This is a genomic window from Bacteroides sp. NGMCC 1.200775, from assembly GCF_040798045.1.
In the GTDB taxonomy this organism is placed as follows: domain Bacteria; phylum Bacteroidota; class Bacteroidia; order Bacteroidales; family Bacteroidaceae; genus Bacteroides; species Bacteroides hominis.
On the sequence record NZ_JASCQK010000007.1, the window covers coordinates 1 to 22,312 of the forward strand.

A 22,312-nucleotide genomic window follows, 5' to 3' on the forward strand; every position below is an offset into this window, starting at 1 on the left:
ACAGTCTTTACCGACTTATACACACATGTATAAGCCGGGCGAGAGATTTTTGATCTGATTATTCACTAAACAAATTTAGAATGAACAAACTTTTTATTATGCGAGCACACCTCTTATGGATCGCGGTAATGACAGCATCCAGCTTCTGGGTCAGTGGATGCACCCAAGAAGAGAAGTATCCATTTCTTCAGGAAAAAGATAAGGATTCCGGCATTGTAATACCTATTAACATCAGTATGGCTGAAAATGGTGAGTACAATGCTTACTCTCCGGACAGTACTATGCCCCCCCGTCATAATGCTCCTCTGATTGCCGAATGGACAGGGGTAAAAACTCTAAGCCATACCCGCACAAAAGAATCCCCGGAATATAGTGGTCCCAGAATCGCATCCATGGAACTGACGGAAGATACCCTTTCCACCCTAACTACCCGTGCAAACAATCTATCTACAGGTGTTTACTTTCGTCTGATCGTTTTCCGGAAATCAGGGAGCAATTACGTGTTCCAATCAGCCGCTGACTATACATCAAATGGTACTTCCTCGCCTGTACTGAAGCAGGGTAAACTACTCACACGGTCAGGAACGATACGGGTAATCGGCTACTCATTCAATACAACTGCGGCATTGGGCGATATCCCAGCATCATATACCTATAATACCACCAAAATAGACATTTCAAACATGAATAATGACTTTATGACTTATGATTCAGGAGACATAGCCAATGTAAACAGTCTTAACTATAACCTTCCGGTAACATTCAAACAGAAACTGTGCAAACTGACAATAAGCATTAGTGTTACAGGCTTCACAAGTAATACCATCAGCGGATGTACAGGAGTATACGTAAAGCAGGGAGGTAATTCAACCTCGTGGGTGATTGGAAGTTCAGCAGTGGCTGCTAATACCAACAACACAGCTTCATTCAACCCAAACACCAACCTGACTACCACTATACGAATGGTTCCCTTCGCAAGTGCCAGGACAATAACAGTACACTTCGACAAACTGACAGTAGGAAATATAATTGCTAATAATGCGGATAATATAGACATTACCTCAAACCAAAGTGTCCAATTGAAAGAGGGTATGAGCTATACAATGAAAATACAGTTTAAGAGAAGCCCCGGAATAAACGTTCCGGCAGGCAGCATAAATCTAAGCAATCCGAAAAAAGCATGTACCAATGACGATAAGCAAAAGTTATCAAAATTGGTATTTGCTGACGGCAATTTAAAAAGTACCGGTGCAAGCAACAATTATGTGTGGGCAACCAATAGAGAATATGGCTATTATTATCAATGGAAAAAAGACTATAATGGAAACAACATTGATCCGTGTGCCAGACTGAATCCCACAACTTATGGAAATGATTGGCGGCTACCTACACGCAATGAATTTGAAAGACTGACAAGATGTACAAATGTGAAAAAAGTCTCCAATGGAGTGAATGGTGTGTGGTTCCTAAATGCTACAACCGGTATTTTCCTGCCATTAAGTGGTTGGCGTGATAATAGTCCAGGAACGGAAGCGGAGCACTGGCCAGGAACTTATGGTGACTATTTTACAGATGAATCAATTAATGCTAATGATTGTTATAGATTGAATATAGCTCCAGGGGAAGGTAAAGCCGATGTCAATAGCACACAAAAGAGAATAGTATACCCAGTTCGTTGTGTCAAAGGGCCCAAACTATAATATTTACCTTTAAACAAAAAGAATGAAAACAGAACGGTTCTTCGTCAAATTTGGTGGTAAGTTTTCTTTTACTCATGGAATCTAATTCAGTTTTCGGAAGTGTAAGCCCTCGTTTATAGTTGACAAAAAAGCAGGTATCCCGGCTTTCCCCCGAAGAGTCCATCCATGAGGTGAAGAAGCGAATTTTAGAATAAACCATCTGAAAATCAATATCTTTAAAGAGTAAGATTTCTATCCTCAAAAGCTTTGTTTTAACACAGAGTTAAAGCTTGTTCTTTGGATGTGAATAACAAGTTCTTTAAATGCAAAAGCCTTATTATTTGCGCATAAGAACCTGACGAACTGCAAAAGGCGTTAACAATGTTAATTGAAGAAAGGTATAAGGATGAAGATACCGGTCCGGACGGCGCAAATTCACTTCCGAAACTTGAGTTATCTTATTCAGCCGGTGTCTATTTTTTCTTATTAAAGCAAGCAAAAAGGACAATTATCAACTTGAAAATAAAGAAATAAAGAATTCACCACCAAATTTGAAGAAGAACCAACAGAACTTTAAGGTTGGCTGATCAATAACACTACTGAAAATAAAAAAGCAAAATCTTAATCCTGAAAAGTGCCGGAAATCTAACTTTGGTTGATGCGATGAATGAAATGAAGAAACAAGCCAAATATGTACCAAAAACGGCTCTTCATAGCACCAAGCAAAACACCACTATCGAAACTCTTACGACTAACAACAGAGATATTATTGACAATCCACAGTCTAATATTTTCAAAGATATTGCATAAATCAAAAGGCGCGAGGCAACTAATTTATTTCGAATCAGTTGCCTCATTATAACTTTAATCATTCCTCCAACAAAATTCCAAGCGCACCGCTTGAAGGGAAATCTAAAATACTCCAGTGACAACAGTCCCTAAAAAGCAAGCACAAAAATTCAACTAAAGGAAACATCACTCCTCTGATAATAAACACCTTATATGTAATATCATGTTTCAAAGGACGTTCGTCTGATGCAACAAAGATAAACCTCTTTTTTTATTCATGCAAATCTTTTTACATTGTTTTAATTATCAGCGATTTATCTACCCCCCTTGCATCCAGTGCAGAGGGTAAAAATGGTGTTTCAAAAAACGAACGTTTTTTGAAACACCATTGTGTATCCAAGACCGTTATATCTGATTGTAATACACAAACTTACGCATAATAAAAGTGGTATCAAACAGCCTTTCCGGACCTATACGAGAATGTATAAGTCCGCAATGTGTCTTTGATACGATTATTCACTTTAATATCTTAGTATATGAATAGAACTTTTATTACGCGAGAGTGTCTCGGTAAAGCCTTATGGCTGTGTTTGTGCCTTTCGATAACAGGATGTGCGGAAGATGACAGAATGACTCCCCTGTCTGCTGACAGCGGGGATACTGCCGACGAGCTAATCCCCATCCATATCAGTCTGGCAGGTAACAACGACTATCATTCTTCCTCTTTTAACGACGCTTCGCCCCGTAGCCATCCTCCCTTGATCGCCGAATGGGTGGGGGTAAAAGCTTTCTCCCCCACACGTACAGGAGAGCAACCGGACTATGAAGGTCCCCGGATAGCCTCGATGGAACTGACGGAAGATATCCTCCCCCAGGTAAATACCCGTGCGGCAACAGTGCCTGTGGGAGTTTATTTCCGGCTGATTGTTTTCCGGAAGTCCGGAAACAACTATGTCTTCCAGTCGGCGGCCGATTACACCTCAAATGGTACGGGCACTCCTGTACTCAAACAGGGGAAATTGCTAACACGCTCGGGAACGATACGCGTGGTGGGCTACTCTTTTAATACCACTGCCGCTGCCGACTTGGGAACTATACCTTCCACGTATGCCTACAACAGCAGCACAGTATCTATCCCTAACATGAACAAGGACTTCATGACCTTCGATTCCGGAGATATAACGAATGTAAACAGCCTCAGCCACAATCTTCTTCCGGTGAGCTTCGGCCAGAAGCTATGTAAATTGACGATTACCATCAGTCCTACCGGATTTCCAAGCAATACGATCAGCAATTGCACGGGTGTATACGTAAAGCAAGGGGGAAATTCCACATCGTGGAAGATCGGTCCTTCGACCAATGTGGTAGCCGCCAACACGAATAATACGGCGGCATTCAGTCCGAACACGACCCTGAGTACAACCATACGCATGGTTCCGTTTGCAGGGGCCAGGACCATTACAGTGCATTTCAATACGTTGACAATAAACGGACGGACCGTGCCCAACAATACGGAAATCACCTCCACCCAAAGCGTGCAACTGAAAGAGGGAAAAAGCTATACGATGAAAATACAGTTTAAGAAAGCCATCGGAATTAATGTACCCTACGGTGATATTAATCTCACACAAAATGGGTGTACAGCAAACGATAAGACCATCTTATCAAAACTCCGATGGGCTGAAGGTAATCTCAATTCCCAAAGCAACTACAATCTGACATGGGCTTCTTCTACTACCGATTACGGTTACTATTATATATGGAAGAATGTATACGTATCATCCGGTTATACAGGTTATGGTGCTGTCGATCCTTGTACACGTCTTGACGAAAGTAAATACGGTAGCGGTTGGCGTACTCCAACAAGAAATGAATTCACAAGTCTCTCCCGCTGTAGTAACAAGCAATTGGTAAAGTATAACGGTACCCAAGGTATGTGGTTTATGAATAGCTCGATCGGTCTATTTTTGCCTGCTGCAGGCTGGCGAGACGGCAACAAAGGTAGTGGTACTGCTGCTACCACTTATACCGATGGCACAGGCAGCTACTACTGGAGTAGTGACCTCAACGGCAATTCAGGCTACGGTCTTTACATCCGCAATAATGACGTCTTCGTAGACGGTAACGGTAACAGGCAGTCCGGTGTTTCTGTCCGATGTGTTCGCAATCTTTAGTGAGTTTACCAAATGGGACCAGAAGCCAGTGAGCCTGACACTTTAAAGAACGGGCTTTCTGGCTCTGCACAAACACCTATACTACATCAAGCTCCGCCCATCACTGATAAACCTGTACCGGAAGTTCTCCCCTTAAAGCACCCAAAGCATTCAATGCCAAAGCCTCCATCTCATCTTCTCCCGGATACACGAAGACAGGAGCAAGAAAAGAGATACGTTCCCTTAAACGGGAAATTACGTAATCAGAATAGGCAATGCCTCCGGTCAGCAGGATGGCGTCTACCTTTCCATACAAAACAGTAGAGGCAGCACCGATACTTTTGGCCACATTATAGATCATGGCATCGAGCACCAACCGGGCATGATCATCACCTGCCTCAATGGACTGAATAACGGCAGGAATATCAGTAGTTCCCAAATGGGCGGTAAGCCCGGCACGGCCCGAAATTCGTTTCTTCAATTCATCTTTGGTGAATTTCCCGCTGAAACAGAGGTCTATCAGTTGTCCGGCGGGAAGAGTTCCGGCTCTTTCGGGTGAGAAAGGACCTTCTCCATCCAGTGCATTATTGGCATCGACTGCACGCCCATGACGATGGACCGCAACGGAAATGCCTCCTCCCAAATGGCAGACAATCAAATCAAGATCTTCATAACGAGTGCCATGTTCGGCAGCATAACGACGGGCAATAGCTTTCTGATTCAGTGCATGCCAGATAGTGATACGCGGCATCAAGGGCGAACCGGTAATGCGGGCAACCTCTTCCAGTTCGTCCACCACACCCGGATCTGCAATAAACGCCCGGCACCCGGGTAAAGCTGCAGCCAATTCATCGGCTATCAAACCGCCCAGATTGCAGGCATGCGTACGCATGGCATGGAGGGTATCCCGCTTCATGGCTTCGTTAACCTCATAAACTCCACCGGGAATAGGCTTCACCAGACCTCCGCGTCCAATGACAGCATCGAAATGGAAAGGAATGTCATTTGCCTCCAACTCCCGGAGGACAAGTGATTTACGAAACTCAAACTGGTCGATCACCTGGGGGAAGGCAGACAACTCTTCTACTGTATGGCGGATGTTGCGTACCAACAAAGGAGTTTCGTCTTCATAAACGGCAATCTTTGTTGAAGTGGAACCGGGATTGATAACAAGGACCCTTTCACCCCGTCCATTCCTCGCAGAAGGGGAAGTGGGGATTGCATTCAATTTATCCATATTCTTAGTTTAATTATGATCATCATTCGGAGCATCTTCCTCCCTCTGCCGACCGGGTAGAAGCTGTCAGGCATGCCATCGCAATGCTATAATACTTGGAAAGTCCGGAATCACTACGTGACGGTAGCACCACCGGACAAATGGGGCCTTGCAGCAATCCTGCCATATCGGCCTTGGCAAACAATGAAACAGATTTATAAAAAGCATTGGCCGACTCGATATTAGGGAATATCAATACATCTGCCTGCCCGTTGATGGGCGATACAATTCCTTTAATATCCCCGCTGGCCTGCTCGCAGGAAGTACGGACATCCAACGGGCCATCAATAATAACATTGCCAAACTCTCCGGCTTCGGCCAACTCCACTATATTAACATAATCAAGAGAATGGGGGAACTTGGCACTTACCTTCTCCGTACAGTGAATCAAAGAGATGCGCGGCTGCTCTATCCCAAACCTCCGGCAGGTACAGATGGCGTACCAAACCATTTCAATACGTTGTTGTAAAGTGGGCCGGGGAATAACAGCCGCATCCGAAAAGAACAATAATTTATCATACGTAGGAATCTGCATTACAGCCAGGTGAGTCAGGATCTTTCCTTTGGGTAGTAACCCTTTCTCCTTGTCAAGAATAGCATGAAGCAGGTTGTCAGTATTAATAATCCCTTTCATCAAAATGTCGGCCCCCCCTTCCCGGACAATCCGGACCGCTTCACGCGCTGCCTCATCGGGATCTTCGATATGGATGGTCTTCACATAATCCGGATACTTTTGCAAGGTAGGATACTTTTGGAGGATGGCTGAGTCACCAATCATCAGAAATTCTGCAATACCCTCGTCAAGTGCACGGGCAATGGCATATTCTGTATTCGGATCATTGGCACAGACAACGGCAATCCGTTTCCGTCGGTTTAAGGTTTTTAGGTGTTCTGTCAGTTGGTCGAAGTTTCTAATAGGTTCCATAACGTTAGATTTTTAGCAAATATCAGAAAAAGGATTGAGAAGTACATCATGGTATACTGAAAAAATGGGTAAACCGGATAACATTTTGATATTATACAACGCTTTCATTTCTACGGATGCAGGTAATTTCGTTTTTTAATGTAAATTTGTATCCTGTTAAACACCTATAATCAAACAGAACCATGAAAACAAAAACTTTTCTCGCTCTTTTCTGCCTGCTGTGTATCAGTTCAGGCTTTTCATCGTGCCAACGTCATTCGTCTGACCAGTGGACATTGGTTTGGGAAGATAATTTCGACCAGAAAACAGGCTTTGACCCACAGGTATGGAGCAAAATACCACGTGGCAAATCGGACTGGAATAACTATATGACAGACTTCGACTCTTGTTTCGATATGCGTGACGGCAATATGATACTGCGGGGTATCATCAATTACAGTCAGCCCAATGACACAGCACCCTATCTGACCGGAGGGATTTATACCAAAGGGAAAAAGGCATTCAGCAACGGCCGTCTGGAGATACGTGCCAAGCTGAACGGTGCACGCGGCGAATGGCCGGCTATCTGGATGCTTCCGGTAGATGCTCCCTGGCCGATGGGTGGAGAAATCGATATCATGGAACGTCTGAATCACGACACAATCGCTTACCAGACTATACATACCAACTATACATACAATCTGGGCATCAAAGACAATCCGTTGTCACACTCCGTAGGTACGATCAATCCCGATGACTACAATGTATATTCGGTAGAAATGTATCCGGACAGCATTGCATTCTATATCAATGATACGCATACTTTCACCTATCCCCGCATCGAAACAGACAAAGAAGGGCAATTTCCCTTCGATCAGCCTTTCTATCTGCTGATCGACATGCAACTGGGTGGCTCGTGGGTAGGAGCTGTAGACCCGAAAGAACTTCCTGTGGAAATGCATGTAGACTGGGTAAAATTCTACCAAAAGAAATAAACTAAAACAAATTCACTGAATGAAGATACAATTCCCTCCATTCCTGCACGAAGGCGATAAAGTTGCCATCGTATCGCCTTCGGGCAAGATAGACAATATGTTTCTGAGAGGTGCCAAGACGCAACTGGCGTCTTGGGGACTGGTCCCTGAAATGGGAAAACACGTCCGTAGCTCCTGGGGATGTTATGCCGGCACCATCCGGCAGCGCGCTTCGGACTTTCAGACAGCAATGGATGACAAAGAAATTAAGGCGATTTTATGTAGCCGTGGCGGCTACGGAGCGGTTCATCTTATTGAACGGCTCGACTTCACCCGTTTCCGCGAACACCCGAAGTGGATAATCGGATTCAGTGATATCACAGTGCTCCATAATCTGTTTCAGTACAACGGGTTTGCTTCGTTACATGCTCCTATGGCACGCCATCTCGCAGTAGAAGCGGCCGACGATCCGTGTTCACTGTACCTGAGGGATATACTTTTCGGTAAACTGCCTGCATATAAATGTAAACGTCACAAGTTGAACCGACTCGGCACAGCCAAGGGTATTCTGCGTGGTGGCAATATGGCAGTATTCCACGGCCTTCGGGGAACTCCATACGACATACCTCCCGAAGGGACAATCCTGTTTATCGAGGACGTGGGCGAACGTCCTTATGCCATCGAGCGCATGATGTATAACCTGAAATTAGGGGGCGTACTTGAGAAGTTGTCAGGCCTCATCATCGGACAGTTTACCGAATACGAAGAAGATCGTGCCATAAAGAAAGACCTTTATGGTGCACTCTTCGATCTGGTAGAAGAGTATAATTATCCGATCTGCTTTGATTTCCCCGTAGGGCATGTAACGGAAAATCTGCCACTGATCAATGGGGCGGAAGTAGAACTTATATCCGGAAAGAAAGGAGTAGAATTGTTAATAAACCCTCCTATCTGACCTACCCTACTGCGAAAATGACTAATTTTGAGGCCTTAACCCCAAAAGCATAATTATGAAAAGAAATTCTATGCTATTACTGACAGCTTTTATTTTGTTATCCGCCTTTTCTTGCGGAACGAACAACAACAAAACCAATTCAGTTCAGGAGCCTGAAAAGAATATAACCGTGAAAGCACCACAATTCGATGCAGACAGCGCCTATAAATACATACAGGCACAAGTGGACTTCGGCCCTCGCAACCCGAACAGTAAAGGACATGCAGCATGTGGAGAATATCTGGCTACTAAACTGGCAGAACATGGGGCCAAAGTGACTAACCAGAATGTGGAACTGCCCGCCTATGACGGCACGCTGCTGAAAGCACGCAATATCATCGGTTCATTCAAACCCGAAAGCAAAAAACGCATTGCCCTTTTTGCACACTGGGATACGCGTCCGTGGGCAGACAATGATCCCAACGAGAAGAATCACCACACACCGATATTGGGTGCCAACGACGGGGCGAGCGGTGTGGGCGTGTTGCTTGAAATAGCCCGACTGATCAATCAGCAGCAACCGGAACTGGGAATCGATATTATCTTTTTGGACGCAGAAGATTATGGCGCTCCCCAATTCTATAAAGGAGAACATTTAGAGGAGCAATGGTGTCTCGGTGCACAATATTGGGCACGCAATCCGCATGTGGAAGGCTATAATGCCCGTTTCGGTATCTTGCTCGATATGGTAGGCGGCAAAGATGCCACTTTCTTTAAGGAGGTGTACTCGGAGAAGTTTGCCCGTGGAATCAACAAAAAGGTATGGAAGAAGGCTAACGACGCTGGTTACGGACGTTACTTTATTAACGAAACAGGTGGCCAGATCACTGACGACCATCTGTTTATCAATCGGCTGGCCGGTATCCCGACTATCGACATCATTCCGAACGACGAAAATTGTGAACTGTCCAGCTTCGGACCGACTTGGCATACCGTAAACGACAACATGGATGTTATCGACAAATCGACACTCAAAGCCGTGGGGCAGACCGTACTGGAAGTTATCTATAACGAGAAATAATTATTCAATATGACAATCAACGAATTACAAGACGAAGTCATTGCCGAGTTCAGTGACTTTGACGACTGGATGGACCGCTACCAGTTGCTTATCGATTTAGGAAACGAACAGGAACCGCTTGACGAGAAATATAAAACGGAACAGAATTTGATTGAAGGTTGCCAGAGCCGTGTGTGGCTTCAGGCAGACGAGGTAGATGGAAAGGTGATCTTCAAAGCAGAAAGTGATGCACTGATCGTAAAAGGTATTATCGCCCTGCTGATAAAAGTTGTTTCGGGACATACACCGGACGAGATTCTGAATTCGGAACTTTACTTCATCGACCGCATCGGGCTGAAAGATCATTTATCGCCCACCCGCAGCAACGGTCTGCTATCAATGGTAAAACAAATGCGAATGTACGCATTGGCATTCAAAGCCAAAGGGACAAAAGGTTAATCTCCTCATTCTATATCGCCACAGTGGACACACAGAAGGTCCGCTGTGGCAAATCAAGGATCTTTTTCATCCACTTGATATTCCAGAATATCCCCCGGTTGGCAATCGAGTACTTTGCAGATTGCCTCAAGGGTAGAAAAACGAATCGCTTTGGCCTTTCCCGTTTTCAGGATAGAAAGGTTGGCAGGTGTAATATCTATCTTCTCCGCCAACTCCCCCAAAGATATCTTTCTTCGGGCCATCATAATGTCAAGGTTTACTATTATAGCCATAATTCCATTAATTTTTCAGTGTCCGGATTCAGATAGTAAGGTCTTGCTCCTCTTTCATCTTTAACCCGATGGCGAATACTTCGCCTACAATCAGCGAAACCAGTCCTAAAATGACCAGCATCACAGAGTCAATACTTGTCTCCATAGAGTAGCCGGATAATGAAAAGACTGAGGACAGTTCATAATCATTCATCAAAGCCGGCACCGCTTCACTAATAAAACTCAGCAACAGGGTGACTCCCAACCAACGTAACCTACGAACATTCTTCCAATTAAAAATATCCGATTTATTGATAGATACAATCAACTGCACAAACAGCACCGTAGATGCTATTACGGCCAAAATGGCAAGAAGCCCGGAGAGCACTTGCGCAACCATCAGCCAGGTGCTCCTGTCCACTTTTACATTCGTGATCAACTGTGTGTAAGCAACAGGCACATAAGATTGGGTCCGTTCATTGTAAACAGAATCTTTAAACGACGAAAAATCTTCGGGCATCAACGTAGCAATGCGAAGGTTAATAGCCTGTTCCACACTTTCATTGCCGGAATGACTTATCTTCATGCCCTCGGAAAAGCCATGACCGAAATCACGCCCCATGTTGAATACCGAATAACAGAATACCAGAAATACCAGTAAACATAGTATGTTCAATCTTCTTTTCATATTATGACTTGTTTTTCAATCTTCATAGTTTAGTTTCACTCACTCTTTCTCCACACTCCCGGAATCGTAACCTGCTTTATCCGTAGGAAACAGCCAACGAACAGCATAGCGGCCACAGCTATCAGTATGTAATAAGATGTAGTATCAGTCACATCGCTAATCGTATCCGCATCGGGATAGGTCAGGCTCAATATCACAGAAAGGCTGTTATTCACAATGTGTATCAGGATACAGGGGATCAGGCTCCGCGTCCGGTAATAAACCCACGCCAACAGAAGTCCTCCGAAGAAGGCGGCAACTACCTGAGCCGGATTCAAATGAAATATTCCGAAAAGAAGTGCGGAAAGAAAAATCGCTTTCCGGGGAGAATATCGTTCAAGCAACGCCTTAGTAACACCACCACGGAACAAAAGTTCCTCAAGAACCGGTCCCAACAACGTGATGGCCACAATTCCCAACCAACCGGACTGTAAAGCATTAAACTGTTGTTCCAGAACATCAGGCACCCAAGATAAAACAGCAGTTAACAAGTCCATCAGAACAGTCATCGACAAGCCTATCAAAAAAGTGACCGTAAGAAACGGTAACGAAACGAATGACCAGCTCATTTTATCCTTAGGTATGTACCGGGCTTTCCATAAATAAAAAAACATCACTGCCATGGAAAGTAACATCGAAGGAGCCAGTGTCAACTCCGAAATCCGGGTGGCATCCATATTCCCACCATTCATACGGGCAACAACAGTAAAAGGAATACCTATCAGCCCACCACAGACAAGCTGGATCCCCAGATAAATAAGAATTAATTTGATCGCTGTTTTCATTCGGTTCTCTGTTTTAAATATGTACAAAGATAACGGTTTTAATTGACTACCGTTTCAGTAGCAGGGTGATTTGTACCATGTCCGTGCAGAACAGAACTACACACAAACAAAGCTAACATAGAGATGGATACTACCAACATCGTAATGCTCATCAATGACTTTCTCATAAGATTGACTTTGGAGATTCGTTATGTTATTCAATAATAATTTATCGTTTTTCGATATGCAAAGATTGATATTAATTTCCACTTAAACAAGAAATCCGACAATTATTTATCGATAAACAATAAATATAGCATGTTTTTCGATATTAAGAGGGGCGCATATAACTCACTCAGGGGCAAACAGAAAATACAAAATGTCAATTGACATTTTGCTTATTCCCCAAAAGAGCTTCTACGTCGGCCGCATCCCGATGAAGTTGAGCTATCAGCCCGTCAATCCCATCGAACTTCAGTTCCGGACGGAGATACTTCACAAAAGAAATACGGATAAACTTATCGTAAATATTTGAATGGAAATGAAGGATGTTCACTTCTATCGAACGCTCGGGACCATTTCCTATCGTGGGGCGGGTACCGATATTCAACATACCGTTATAGGTACGCCCATCGAATGTGACATGAACCGCATAAACACCATCGGCAGGAATCAACTTATCAGGATCATCCACACTGAGGTTGGCTGTAGGAAATCCGATCTTACGTCCCACTTGATAGCCACTCACCACCGTACCATCCAGAAAATAGTCGTAACCCAGACAACGGGACGCCATATCGACTTCACCCTGATGCAGCATCTTGCGAATGACGGAAGAGCTTACATGAAGATCATCACACACACAGGCACGGGCGCGGATTACCTCTATGCCCATCTCGGAACCATAACGGCAATAGTCTTCGAAACCTTCACTACGGTTGTGCCCAAAGCGATGGTCATAGCCGATGACGAGTGTCTGCACCCGATAACGGTCTCTTAAAAGATCAGACATAAACTCGCGGGCAGTCAGGCGCGATACTTCCTGCGTAAAGTCAAGCATGAAACAATAGTCCACCCCTGTTTCCTCGAGCAGTGTCCGCTTTTCTTCCGGAGTAGTCAGCAGTTCCGGACGATAATCCGCTTTCATCACCTTACGGGGATGAACAGGGAAGGTAATTAATGCAGAGCGCAATCCACGAGCGGCAGCCAGCTCTCTGACTTGCCTGATCAGGAAACGATGCCCTGTATGTACTCCGTCGAAAAAGCCGATGGTAGCTACACAAGGTTCGGGTGTAAATGCCGGTATATTATGGATTATCTGCATGCTATGTCTTCTAAATTATTTATCTCCGGCAAAAAGTGGTCTCCAGTCTTCACCGGGTTTTACCGTATAAGTAGAGATACCCAATGCCTGGGCTCCCTGGCAGTTGGCCTCGGAGTCATCGATGAAAAAAGTTTCGTGCGGATCAAGGTTTGCGTCTTCAAGTACCCCCCGGAAAATCTCTTCGGCAGGCTTCACCATTTTCATTTCATACGAAAGGTACATCTTCTCAAAATAGTCTTCCACACGGAAGCCCCGATACGGAAATGCGTGCTCGCATGCCCACTTCCAATGTATCTCGTTGGTATTGCTCAGCAGATAGACCACATATTTTTCGCGGAGCTTCAGCAACATGTCGAGTTTAAAGCGAGGGATATCTACCAGAAAACTATTCCAGGCAGCATCGATTTGCTCGTCAGTCACTTTTTTTGTGAGCAGCCCACGGATATTCTCACGAAATTCAGCCGACGAGATCAATCCTTTTTCATGCTGCATAAAGATCCCTTGCTGAGAATACATACCTAACAATTCGTCTACTTTCTCTAATCCCAACTTCCGGAAGTTCTCCACACAACGCTGACGGTCGAGATTGATCAATACACCACCAAAATCAAAAATAAGGTTTTTAATTCCTTTTCTTTTCATCTCTATATTGTTTTAAGGTCTCACCCCATCCCCTCTTCCTTTGAGAAAGGATGGGGTGAGACCCCTCTTATTTCATTTCTGAGTTAAACGTTTGACAAAGCGAATCAGTTCACCAATCCATAAGACGAGAGAGGAAGAACCGATGATGATAAGCCATGTTTGCCAGTCAAGCGGCTCTGTACGGAATACAGCCCCACCGAACTGTACAATGAGGAACTGTCCGCCCAGAATAGCCAGTACTATCAGCTCCATACCGTATGATTTCGCAAGACCTTTGAATGCTGAGTCGGTAGTGCCAAACACACGGGCGTTGAACAGGTTCCAGAACTGGAGCATCACAAAGAAGGTGAAGAAAACGGTCAACCGCTGTACCGTCATTCCTCCATCGGCATTTGTGAAGTAATATATCATTGCCATCAGCACCACCAGAAAGACTGTACCGACACCGAATATATTTTGCCGCATCGCTTTGCTGATAATAAAATCAGTACTACGGCGTGGTTTATCATTCATAACGCTTTCGCTTGGCGGAATAGAGGCCAGAGCTAATGCGGCAAACGTATCCATAATGAGGTTTACCCATAACATTTGAGTAACAGTCAGCGGCAACTCCGTTCCTACAATAGAACCGAGCAATACGATGAGAAGTGCCACAAAGTTAATGGTCAACTGGAATACAATGAAACGCTGGATGTTCTTGTACAGCGAACGCCCCCACATCACGGCGGTTCCGATACTGTTGAAAGAATCATCGAGTAAGGTGATATCACTGGCCTCTTTGGCTACGGAAGTTCCGGTACCCATTGAAAGTCCCACCTGTGCATGATTAAGTGCCGGGGCATCATTGGTTCCGTCACCGGTCACAGCTACTACGGCTCCTTTCTGCTGGAGCAACTGCACCAGGCGCTGCTTGTCGGTAGGACGGGCGCGGGACATGATTTTCAGATCCATCACTCTATTCAGGGCTTCTTCATCGCTCAGTTCGGCGAAAGCAACTCCCGTTATACGGTTACGCTCCGTATCTTCCGGTTTCCACAATCCGATCTGGCGTGCAATCTCAGTTGCTGTGCCCGGAGTATCTCCGGTAACAATCTTAATACCGATACCTGCCGACTGGCACTTAGCCACCGCTGCGGGTACATCGGGACGTATAGGATCGGAAATAGCAACCACACCAAGGAAGTTCAAGTTGTTTTCCGACACAAGGGCCACACAATCGTCCGGTTCGTTGTCCTCTACTATGCGGAATGCAAAACCAAGTGTACGCATAGCCATATTCTGATAACTCAGCAACTGCGCTTCGACAGTGGAACGGTATTCCACACTATCCACACGACGACCGTCAAGAATCACCTCTTTGCATTTGCCAAGCACAATCTCAGGCGCACCTTTTATATATAGCACTTTCTTGCCTATCAGCGGAGACTTCACCAAAGTAGCCATAAACTTACGCTCGGTAGAGAACGTCAATTGGTCGAGTACCTGCGCCCTTTCTCTGAGTTCAAGATAGTTACGGTTCTGACCGTTCAGCCACAACAACAAAGCAACCTCAGTGGGATTGCCCACCCCTTTTGGCTTTTCTCCCTCTCCCGTCTCTTCAAGAAAAGCAGTCGAGTTAGCACTGATTCCCTCTGCTATCAATTTGCTGATATCGTCATCTGCCAGCTTCCCGCCATCCTTCAAACCATAGAAGTTAGGCTCATGCACCTGCATCAGGTTCTGCGTCAACGTACCGGTCTTATCTGTACAAATCACGGTAATGGCTCCCATCGTTTCGCAAGCGTGCATCTTACGAACCAGATTATTGGTGGCAAGCATACGGCGCATATTCAGGGCCAGACTGAGCGTTACGCTCATAGGTAACCCTTCGGGGACGGCGACCACAATCAAGGTGACTGCCATCATGAAGTATTTCAGGGTACGCTCCAACACCGGCAACCAGTCATGCCAGCCATTCAAAGCTCCAAAATCAAAATAGAGTACTACATCTTTTATAAAGAAAATAAGGAAAGCAAGCCCCGCTACGGTAAAACCGATTTTACCTATCAGGTTAGCCAGCTTAGTCAACTGGATATTAAGGGGCGTAGGTTCCGTGCTCTGCTCCGTACTCTGACGTGCCACTTTCCCAATCTCCGTGGCATCTCCCACACGAAGTACTTTCATCGATCCGTGACCGTCGACCACAGTCGTGCCACGCATCACCAGATTGGAGGCATACGTAGCTTCTTCATCAAAATCCGCCTCTACCGTTGTTTTATTAATTACCGGCTCTCCGGTCAGGTTCGATTCATTCACCTGTAAGGAGATGGCTTCTATCAGTTCTCCATCGGCAGGGATCTCCTCACCGGTTTCCAGTACCACAATATCACCGACTACCACATCCTTACGGGGAATCTCCTGAATGCGCCCATTACGAATCACCTTTACCAAAGTCTCTTCATTGACAGCATTCAGCAAATCAAACTTTTTGTTCGCATCATATTCAAAATAGAAACCAATGCCGGTTGCCAGCAGGATAGCAGCTATGATACCGATGGTTTCAGCATATTCATTCTCAATAATCGAGATGATAAGGGAGAACACAGCCGCAACGAGTAATACCCGTACAACAGGATCTTCAAATTTTTCCAGATAGAGTTTGAGGAGAGAAGGACGCTTGGGTGGCGTCAGCAGGTTAACACCATGTTTCTCCCGGCTTTGGAGGACTTCTTGATCAGTAAGGCCCAAATGAAAATAATCGTCGTTCTTTGCAGTCATGCAGATACATACATTAAATTAGAGGTTGCAAAAATACAACATAAATCCGGTATAGAATGTTTCTTAAATCTTTTTTAAGGATTCCAGTTTTCCCAACAAGATTCTCGATGAAATAGGCTTCGTCAGGAAATCGGTAAAGCCACTCTGCATAATCTTTTGGCGGTCTTCTTCGTAAGCAAAGGCTGTGAGAGCAATGATAGGCACAGTAGCCGACATTTGCCGGATAGCCTCCGTAGCTTCATAACCGTTCACCTCGGGCATACGAATATCCATCAAGATGATATCGGGCTGGTTTTTCAGGAAAAGGGAAATGGCTTCTTCACCATTATGTGCCCAATAGAGTTCGTAACGGGAAGCAAGGATGGCTTCACAAAGGCGATAATTATCTTCCATATCTTCTGCCACCAATACTGTCAGTTTCTTATCACCGTTTACCCCCGCGGCAGGAACCGACACAACAGAAGACGGTCTCTCCTGTTCTTTTTCAATAATTACCTTAGGTTTGATATCCGAATGTTCGGGCAAGGTAAACCAGAAAGTACTCCCCTGGCCTACCACCGATTCAGCTCCGATTTCCCCACCCAGTTTATTCACAATCGTCTTACAGATGGAAAGTCCCAGCCCGGTGCCGTTTTTATCACTCTGCAGACGTACGAAACGGTCGAATACACCTCCCAGCTTATCTGCTGAAATGCCCGAACCAGTATCGGTGACATAAAACCGAAGTCCATTCTCGCAAGGCTTATATCCGATACGAATGCTGCCTTCTGTGGTAAACTTGATTGCATTAGAAACAAAATTGGATACAACCTGGGCGATACGGTTCCGGTCGGAATGAACCATGCATGAGGGTAATCCGGCCTCGGTAATTATCTGTACAGGCGAATCATAACCGATCTTCATGTGGAACAACTGTTCCAGATCGGCCAGCAACAGGTTGATGTCTACGTCGGAATACACAAACTCTAATGTACCAGCCTCAATCTTCGATAAATCGAGAATGTCATTCACCAATTGCAATAGGAGTTCACTATTCGTATGGAGTATTTCCAGATATTTCTGCTTTTCCTTTTCCTCGGTGGCAGCAGCCAGCAGTTCGGAGAAACCAACGATGGCATTCAATGGAGTACGGATCTCATGGCTCATGTTGGCAAGGAAGGCTGACTTGGAACGATCGGCGTTTTCGGCTTTCTCCTTAGCCTCGGCCAGCGCCTCTTCCGTATGTTTGATGGAAGTGATGTCATGCACCGTCAGTACCATACGGTCTTCACCATCCAGAGTCATAAAAACTCCCGAAATCATTACGTTGCATTTTATAAATTCATCTTCGCCTATGGCAATATTCAGTGAAGACTGCAGATCGGTAAACTCGCTCTTCTGACGAAAAGCAGCCCCGATAGCCCCTCTTACAGGACATTCCTGACAAAAAGCATGGGTTCCGCATCCTCCCTTGGCAGACAATGCATTCTGACATTGCAATAAATCACCGACGCGCTTTTCTTTACCATCAGGATTGAGGTGAGTCAAATCATAATAATTTGTTTTCAGGACTTTAAAATCAGAATCGATAACAAGGACATAAGCATGAATGTGCGTTAGGATAGCATCAAACAAGCGATTTACATTCTCCAGTTTCCGGTCTGATGCAGATTGCATAAACTTACGTTTTCTTCTTTCCCACAGAAATGCTCCCAGAAAAGAGACACATACCCCTATTAATACAATCTGCCACATCATAATTTATAACTGCTTGATTAATGCTTTGTTGTTATGGCAAAGGTAGTGTTTTATTAACCAAAAAGAAAAAATAAGTGAACAATATATCCAATCCTTTTGTTATATTTGCATAAACTTTAAAAAAAGAGACGACATGAAGTACATTTGCACCGTTTGTGATTATATTTACGATCCGGAGACAGGTGATCCGGAAAGCGGAATCGAACCAGGAACACAGTTTGAAGATATCCCTGATGATTGGGTATGCCCCCTTTGTGGAGTTGGGAAAGAAGATTTCGAACCGTATAATGGATAACTTATAAACAACGGACGTTTTTGAACGATGAACGATAAACGATGAGCCGCAGTGTACCAATCACACTTTACTCATCATTTATAGTTCATCGTTCACGGTTCATCGGCCAGTTAAGATGCTTTCTTTTCTTTTACGTCACTGCTTGCTTCCACTACATTTACCACATAGTCACCAAGCTTCTCGCATTCAGCAATAATATCCATATAATAAACACCCATCTGATAATCATATTCTTTATTGTTCACATCCAGGATGTTCTGATTCTTCAGTTGATTACGATAGTTATTTATTTCATTTTCAATATTGAACGACTTATTGACATCGATACTCTGATGCTCGGGTTTCTCAACCACGACAATCATTTGTGACAGGGCATCGTTCGTCAGCTTCATCATGAAGTGAATGTGTTCATACTGCTTCTCTGTAAAATCCTGATTTGTCTGTCGCTTCCGGGTGATGGTACGTGCCAGGTTATAACAACTGTCGCCGATGCTTTCAATCTCGGTTACCTCACGGAGCATGGCACGTATCTGAAGCTTACTTTCCGAACTTAATCGTCCCTCGGACACTTGATTCAGGTAATTGGCTATCTCCAGCTCCATGTTATCGCTGATATTCTCATACTTTTCAATCCGGCTGAATAATTTATTGAAGTCGTCATCTTTCTCCGTATGCAGCAGATCCTGCACCATGCCGAACATACGGTGAATACGTTCGGAGAACAAATGGATTTCCTTGCGGGCCTGAAGTATCGAAAGTTCGGCCGTGGAAAGCATGCCACCGGTAATGAAACGCAAACGCGGCTCTTCGTCTTCTTCTTTCGGACGAATAATGGCACACACGGTACGTTCAATCAGTTTCACTCCCCAGATCAGCAGGCAGACGTTACATATATTAAAGATAGAGTGGAAAGCAGACAACTTATAAGAAATCGCTACCTCGGCACTTCCCGGATGGAAGAAGGTATCCACCACCCAATTGACAAATACCATAAAGGGATGAAAAATAATCAATACCCAAATCACACCGAAAACGTTGAAAACGAAATGGGCCAAAGCAGCTCGCTTCGCTTGTGAATTGGCTGTCAAGGCAGCCAGGTTTGCTGTAATCGTAGTTCCGATATTCTCACCCAGCACCAATGCAGCACCAAGCTCCAGGCTGATCCATCCGTTGGCGCACATAATTAAAGTGATAGCCATCGTTGCGGCAGACGCCTGCACGATCATAGTGAGAATAGTACCGATAAATAGAAAGAGCAGAACGGAGAAGAATCCCATATCGGTATAGTTCTGCACGAAAGCAAGCATTTCCGGATTGGCATTCAGGTCGGGCGCGTTTGCTTTAAGATACGAAAGCCCCATAAAAAGGAAAGAAAAACCAAAAATGAATTCACCGACAGACTTACGGTTACTTTTACCGGAAAAAATAAGGGGAAGGGCAATGGCTAAAAGAGGGAGGGCAAAAGCAGCCATATCAACTTTAAACCCAAAAATGGAAATGATCCAGGCGGTGACTGTCGTACCGATATTGGCACCCATTATCACACTAATGGACTCGGCCAAAGTCAGCAAACCGGCATTTACAAAACTGACCACCATCACCGTCGTTGCCGAAGAAGACTGGATAAGGGCGGTGATCAACACTCCTGTTAAAACTCCCGTTACCCGGTTCGTGGTCATTGCTGTCAGGATTCCTCGCAATCTGTCACCTGCGACTTTCTGTAAGCCCTCGCTCATGATTTTCATTCCATAAAGAAAAAGTCCTAATGAGCCAATGAGCTTTAAAAAATCATAAAAAGAATATTCCATCTATAATTATTTTAGTGGTTGTTTGTCTTCTTAGCAATTATGTGATATATTTATCCGTACTATTCACCCCTAAACGACGTGAAATGAAACAGATGTTACAAATATATTGCAAAAATAATAATATTTCTAAAGAATTCCCTATTGGAAGCTCACTTTTGGATATTTATTACGGTTTCAATCTTAATTTTCCTTATCAGGTAGTCAGTGCTAAAGTAAATAATCGTTCTGAAGGACTCAACTTTCGTGTATATAACAATAAGGATGTAGAGTTTCTGGATGTAAGAGATTCTTCGGGGATGCGTACATATGTACGTTCTCTTTGTTTTGTACTCTACAAGGCAGTCAGCGAACTCTTTCCGAATGGCAAACTTTTTGTAGAGCACCCCGTATCCAAGGGATACTTCTGCAATCTGCGCATCGGCCGGGCCATCACTCTGGAGGATGTGTCGCAAATAAAGAAACGCATGCAGGAAATCATTACGGAGAATATCACTTACCACCGTATCGAATGCCACACCACCGAAGCCGTACGCGTATTCAGCGAGCGGGGCATGAATGATAAAGTGAAACTGCTTGAGTCTTCCGGCTCCATCTATACCTATTATTATACTTTGGGTGGCACTGCGGACTATTATTATGGTAATTTGCTCCCAAGTACGGGATTTATTCATCTGTTCGACCTCGTTAAGTATTATGACGGACTGTTGCTGCGTATTCCCAACAAAGAAAACCCGGCAGTACTGGAAGAGGTAGTAAAACAGGAGAAGATGCTCGATGTCTTCAAAGAGCATTTGCGCTGGAACTACATTATGGGGCTGAACAATGTGGGAGATTTCAACATAGCCTGCGAAGAAGGACATGCCACCGACCTGATAAATGTGGCAGAAGCACTGCAGGAAAAGAAAATAGCACAAATAGCCGACAGCATCTTCCACCGGGGAGAAAACGGGAACCGTGTAAAACTGGTATTGATCTCCGGACCGTCATCATCCGGCAAAACCACCTTCAGCAAGCGGCTCTCCATCCAGCTGATGACAAACGGGTTAAAGCCTTATCCCATCTCACTGGACAACTACTTTGTAGACCGGGAAGAAACTCCATTGGATGAAAACGGCAATTATGATTATGAATCGCTCTATGCCCTCGACCTGGAATTATTCAACGCGCAACTGCAAGCTCTGCTGCGTGGTGAGGAAGTAGAACTGCCCCGCTACAACTTCATGCTGGGAAAGAAAGAATATAAAGGTGACAAACTGCGGATTGACGAACATACGGTATTGATTCTTGAAGGGATTCATGCCCTGAACCCGGAACTCACCCCACAAATCCCGGCAGAGAGTAAATATAAAATCTATGTATCTGCTCTGACAACCATCTCCCTGGACGACCATAACTGGATTCCGACCACGGACAACCGGCTTTTACGCCGCATTATCCGTGATTTCAACTATCGTGGCTATTCTGCGCAGGAAACCATTTCGCGCTGGCCCAGCGTGCGTGCCGGAGAAGACAAGTGGATTTTCCCCTACCAGGAGAATGCCGACGTGATGTTCAACTCTGCCCTGTTATTTGAATTTGCCGTGCTCCGCTGCCATGCCGAACCCATCTTGACCAGCGTGCCACGTAACTGCCCGGAATATGCCGAAGCATACCGGTTGCTGAAGTTTATCAAATATTTCACTCCGGTACAGGATAAGGAGATTCCTCCGACCTCACTTCTTAGAGAGTTCCTGGGAGGAAGCAGCTTCAAATATTAAAAAGACACATCCCAATCTTTTC

Annotated in this window: 20 protein-coding genes; 9 read left to right on the forward strand and 11 right to left on the reverse strand. The window is 44.8% G+C overall.

Annotation, left to right across the window (positions count from 1 at the left end; genetic code table 11):
- Window positions 1–80: 80 nt before the first annotated feature.
- The 3 genes from QK890_RS16675 (at window position 81) to QK890_RS16685 (ending at window position 4,642) form a co-directional block, all read left to right on the forward strand.
- Window positions 81–1,700, forward strand: a complete 1,620-nt coding sequence (locus tag QK890_RS16675) for a hypothetical protein (RefSeq protein WP_367627468.1) — start codon at window positions 81–83, stop codon at window positions 1,698–1,700.
- Between the two features lie 642 nt (window positions 1,701–2,342).
- On the forward strand, window positions 2,343–2,489 hold the full coding sequence (locus QK890_RS16680) for a hypothetical protein (RefSeq protein WP_182423331.1): 147 nt from the start codon (window positions 2,343–2,345) through the stop codon (window positions 2,487–2,489).
- A gap of 515 nt (window positions 2,490–3,004) precedes the next feature.
- Complete coding sequence (locus tag QK890_RS16685) at window positions 3,005–4,642, forward strand: FISUMP domain-containing protein (RefSeq protein WP_367627469.1); 1,638 nt, start codon at window positions 3,005–3,007, stop codon at window positions 4,640–4,642.
- Window positions 4,643–4,742: 100 nt separating this feature from the next.
- Here the strand turns inward: QK890_RS16685 and buk are convergent, their stop codons facing one another.
- Together buk and QK890_RS16695 are read right to left on the reverse strand one after the other, a co-directional pair.
- Window positions 4,743–5,858 carry a butyrate kinase gene (gene buk, locus QK890_RS16690; RefSeq protein WP_250713344.1) on the reverse strand — a complete coding sequence of 372 codons (1,116 nt, stop codon included), beginning with the start codon at window positions 5,856–5,858 and terminating at the stop codon, window positions 4,743–4,745.
- 22 nt (window positions 5,859–5,880) lie between these two features.
- Window positions 5,881–6,822 carry a phosphate acyltransferase gene (locus QK890_RS16695; RefSeq protein WP_005811598.1) on the reverse strand — a complete coding sequence of 314 codons (942 nt, stop codon included), beginning with the start codon at window positions 6,820–6,822 and terminating at the stop codon, window positions 5,881–5,883.
- 182 nt (window positions 6,823–7,004) lie between these two features.
- On the opposite strand from QK890_RS16695, the gene QK890_RS16700 reads away from it, so the two are divergent.
- From QK890_RS16700 to QK890_RS16715, 4 genes are read left to right on the forward strand one after another with little or no spacing between them, the layout of a single operon-like run.
- Window positions 7,005–7,796, forward strand: coding sequence for a glycoside hydrolase family 16 protein (locus QK890_RS16700; protein WP_250704474.1), 792 nt, complete (start codon window positions 7,005–7,007; stop codon window positions 7,794–7,796).
- A 19-nt stretch (window positions 7,797–7,815) separates the two neighbouring features.
- The gene (locus tag QK890_RS16705; protein WP_188521141.1) at window positions 7,816–8,730 is read left to right on the forward strand and encodes an LD-carboxypeptidase; all 915 of its coding nucleotides are present in this window, start codon (window positions 7,816–7,818) and stop codon (window positions 8,728–8,730) included.
- A gap of 55 nt (window positions 8,731–8,785) precedes the next feature.
- A complete protein-coding gene (locus tag QK890_RS16710; RefSeq protein WP_032530776.1) occupies window positions 8,786–9,790 on the forward strand; it encodes a M28 family peptidase in 1,005 nt (334 codons plus the stop codon).
- Between the two features lie 9 nt (window positions 9,791–9,799).
- The gene (locus QK890_RS16715; protein ID WP_005811607.1) at window positions 9,800–10,228 is read left to right on the forward strand and encodes a SufE family protein; all 429 of its coding nucleotides are present in this window, start codon (window positions 9,800–9,802) and stop codon (window positions 10,226–10,228) included.
- 53 nt (window positions 10,229–10,281) lie between these two features.
- Here the strand turns inward: QK890_RS16715 and QK890_RS16720 are convergent, their stop codons facing one another.
- The 8 genes from QK890_RS16720 to QK890_RS16755 form a co-directional block, all read right to left on the reverse strand.
- Complete coding sequence (locus QK890_RS16720) at window positions 10,282–10,500, reverse strand: helix-turn-helix transcriptional regulator (RefSeq protein ID WP_005782001.1); 219 nt, start codon at window positions 10,498–10,500, stop codon at window positions 10,282–10,284.
- Window positions 10,501–10,528: 28 nt separating this feature from the next.
- On the reverse strand, window positions 10,529–11,167 hold the full coding sequence (locus QK890_RS16725; protein ID WP_005781999.1) for a DUF2975 domain-containing protein: 639 nt from the start codon (window positions 11,165–11,167) through the stop codon (window positions 10,529–10,531).
- 35 nt (window positions 11,168–11,202) lie between these two features.
- Entirely contained in the window at window positions 11,203–11,991 is a 789-nt protein-coding gene (locus tag QK890_RS16730; RefSeq protein WP_005822277.1) for a CPBP family intramembrane glutamic endopeptidase, read from the reverse strand.
- A 38-nt stretch (window positions 11,992–12,029) separates the two neighbouring features.
- Window positions 12,030–12,158 carry a hypothetical protein gene (locus QK890_RS16735; protein WP_255504414.1) on the reverse strand — a complete coding sequence of 43 codons (129 nt, stop codon included), beginning with the start codon at window positions 12,156–12,158 and terminating at the stop codon, window positions 12,030–12,032.
- Between the two features lie 194 nt (window positions 12,159–12,352).
- Window positions 12,353–13,294, reverse strand: coding sequence for a riboflavin biosynthesis protein RibF (gene ribF / locus QK890_RS16740; protein WP_367627470.1), 942 nt, complete (start codon window positions 13,292–13,294; stop codon window positions 12,353–12,355).
- A 15-nt stretch (window positions 13,295–13,309) separates the two neighbouring features.
- On the reverse strand, window positions 13,310–13,936 hold the full coding sequence (locus QK890_RS16745; protein WP_005781993.1) for an HAD family phosphatase: 627 nt from the start codon (window positions 13,934–13,936) through the stop codon (window positions 13,310–13,312).
- Window positions 13,937–14,008: 72 nt separating this feature from the next.
- Window positions 14,009–16,693, reverse strand: a complete 2,685-nt coding sequence (locus QK890_RS16750; protein ID WP_044299615.1) for a calcium-translocating P-type ATPase, PMCA-type — start codon at window positions 16,691–16,693, stop codon at window positions 14,009–14,011.
- Between the two features lie 63 nt (window positions 16,694–16,756).
- Window positions 16,757–18,430 carry an ATP-binding protein gene (locus tag QK890_RS16755; protein ID WP_032530778.1) on the reverse strand — a complete coding sequence of 558 codons (1,674 nt, stop codon included), beginning with the start codon at window positions 18,428–18,430 and terminating at the stop codon, window positions 16,757–16,759.
- Window positions 18,431–18,563: 133 nt separating this feature from the next.
- On the opposite strand from QK890_RS16755, the gene rd reads away from it, so the two are divergent.
- On the forward strand, window positions 18,564–18,725 hold the full coding sequence (gene rd / locus QK890_RS16760; protein ID WP_005781988.1) for a rubredoxin: 162 nt from the start codon (window positions 18,564–18,566) through the stop codon (window positions 18,723–18,725).
- Between the two features lie 110 nt (window positions 18,726–18,835).
- Here the strand turns inward: rd and QK890_RS16765 are convergent, their stop codons facing one another.
- Window positions 18,836–20,533: a Na/Pi cotransporter family protein gene (locus QK890_RS16765; protein ID WP_005781986.1), complete on the reverse strand. Its 1,698-nt coding sequence runs from the start codon at window positions 20,531–20,533 to the stop codon at window positions 18,836–18,838.
- 83 nt (window positions 20,534–20,616) lie between these two features.
- Between QK890_RS16765 and QK890_RS16770 the strand changes: the two genes are divergently transcribed.
- Window positions 20,617–22,290 carry a nucleoside kinase gene (locus tag QK890_RS16770; RefSeq protein ID WP_122142246.1) on the forward strand — a complete coding sequence of 558 codons (1,674 nt, stop codon included), beginning with the start codon at window positions 20,617–20,619 and terminating at the stop codon, window positions 22,288–22,290.
- The last annotated feature ends 22 nt before the right edge of the window (window positions 22,291–22,312 follow it).

Bases quoted from the DNA above. Each gene is read 5' to 3' on its own strand.
- QK890_RS16675 (WP_367627468.1), top strand. From the start codon at position 81: ATGAACAAACTTTTTATTATGCGAGCACACCTCTTATGGATCGCGGTA.
- QK890_RS16710 (WP_032530776.1), top strand. From the start codon at position 8,786: ATGAAAAGAAATTCTATGCTATTACTGACAGCTTTTATTTTGTTATCC.
- QK890_RS16725 (WP_005781999.1), bottom strand. From the start codon at position 11,167: ATGAAAAGAAGATTGAACATACTATGTTTACTGGTATTTCTGGTATTC.
- QK890_RS16715 (WP_005811607.1), top strand. From the start codon at position 9,800: ATGACAATCAACGAATTACAAGACGAAGTCATTGCCGAGTTCAGTGAC.
- QK890_RS16685 (WP_367627469.1), top strand. From the start codon at position 3,005: ATGAATAGAACTTTTATTACGCGAGAGTGTCTCGGTAAAGCCTTATGG.
- buk (WP_250713344.1), bottom strand. From the start codon at position 5,858: ATGGATAAATTGAATGCAATCCCCACTTCCCCTTCTGCGAGGAATGGA.
- QK890_RS16680 (WP_182423331.1), top strand. From the start codon at position 2,343: ATGAATGAAATGAAGAAACAAGCCAAATATGTACCAAAAACGGCTCTT.
- QK890_RS16750 (WP_044299615.1), bottom strand. From the start codon at position 16,693: ATGACTGCAAAGAACGACGATTATTTTCATTTGGGCCTTACTGATCAA.
- QK890_RS16770 (WP_122142246.1), top strand. From the start codon at position 20,617: ATGAAACAGATGTTACAAATATATTGCAAAAATAATAATATTTCTAAA.
- QK890_RS16700 (WP_250704474.1), top strand. From the start codon at position 7,005: ATGAAAACAAAAACTTTTCTCGCTCTTTTCTGCCTGCTGTGTATCAGT.
- QK890_RS16745 (WP_005781993.1), bottom strand. From the start codon at position 13,936: ATGAAAAGAAAAGGAATTAAAAACCTTATTTTTGATTTTGGTGGTGTA.
- QK890_RS16735 (WP_255504414.1), bottom strand. From the start codon at position 12,158: ATGAGAAAGTCATTGATGAGCATTACGATGTTGGTAGTATCCATCTCT.
- QK890_RS16730 (WP_005822277.1), bottom strand. From the start codon at position 11,991: ATGAAAACAGCGATCAAATTAATTCTTATTTATCTGGGGATCCAGCTT.
- QK890_RS16705 (WP_188521141.1), top strand. From the start codon at position 7,816: ATGAAGATACAATTCCCTCCATTCCTGCACGAAGGCGATAAAGTTGCC.
- rd (WP_005781988.1), top strand. From the start codon at position 18,564: ATGAAGTACATTTGCACCGTTTGTGATTATATTTACGATCCGGAGACA.
- ribF (WP_367627470.1), bottom strand. From the start codon at position 13,294: ATGCAGATAATCCATAATATACCGGCATTTACACCCGAACCTTGTGTA.
- QK890_RS16755 (WP_032530778.1), bottom strand. From the start codon at position 18,430: ATGATGTGGCAGATTGTATTAATAGGGGTATGTGTCTCTTTTCTGGGA.
- QK890_RS16765 (WP_005781986.1), bottom strand. From the start codon at position 20,533: ATGGAATATTCTTTTTATGATTTTTTAAAGCTCATTGGCTCATTAGGA.
- QK890_RS16695 (WP_005811598.1), bottom strand. From the start codon at position 6,822: ATGGAACCTATTAGAAACTTCGACCAACTGACAGAACACCTAAAAACC.
- QK890_RS16720 (WP_005782001.1), bottom strand. From the start codon at position 10,500: ATGGCTATAATAGTAAACCTTGACATTATGATGGCCCGAAGAAAGATA.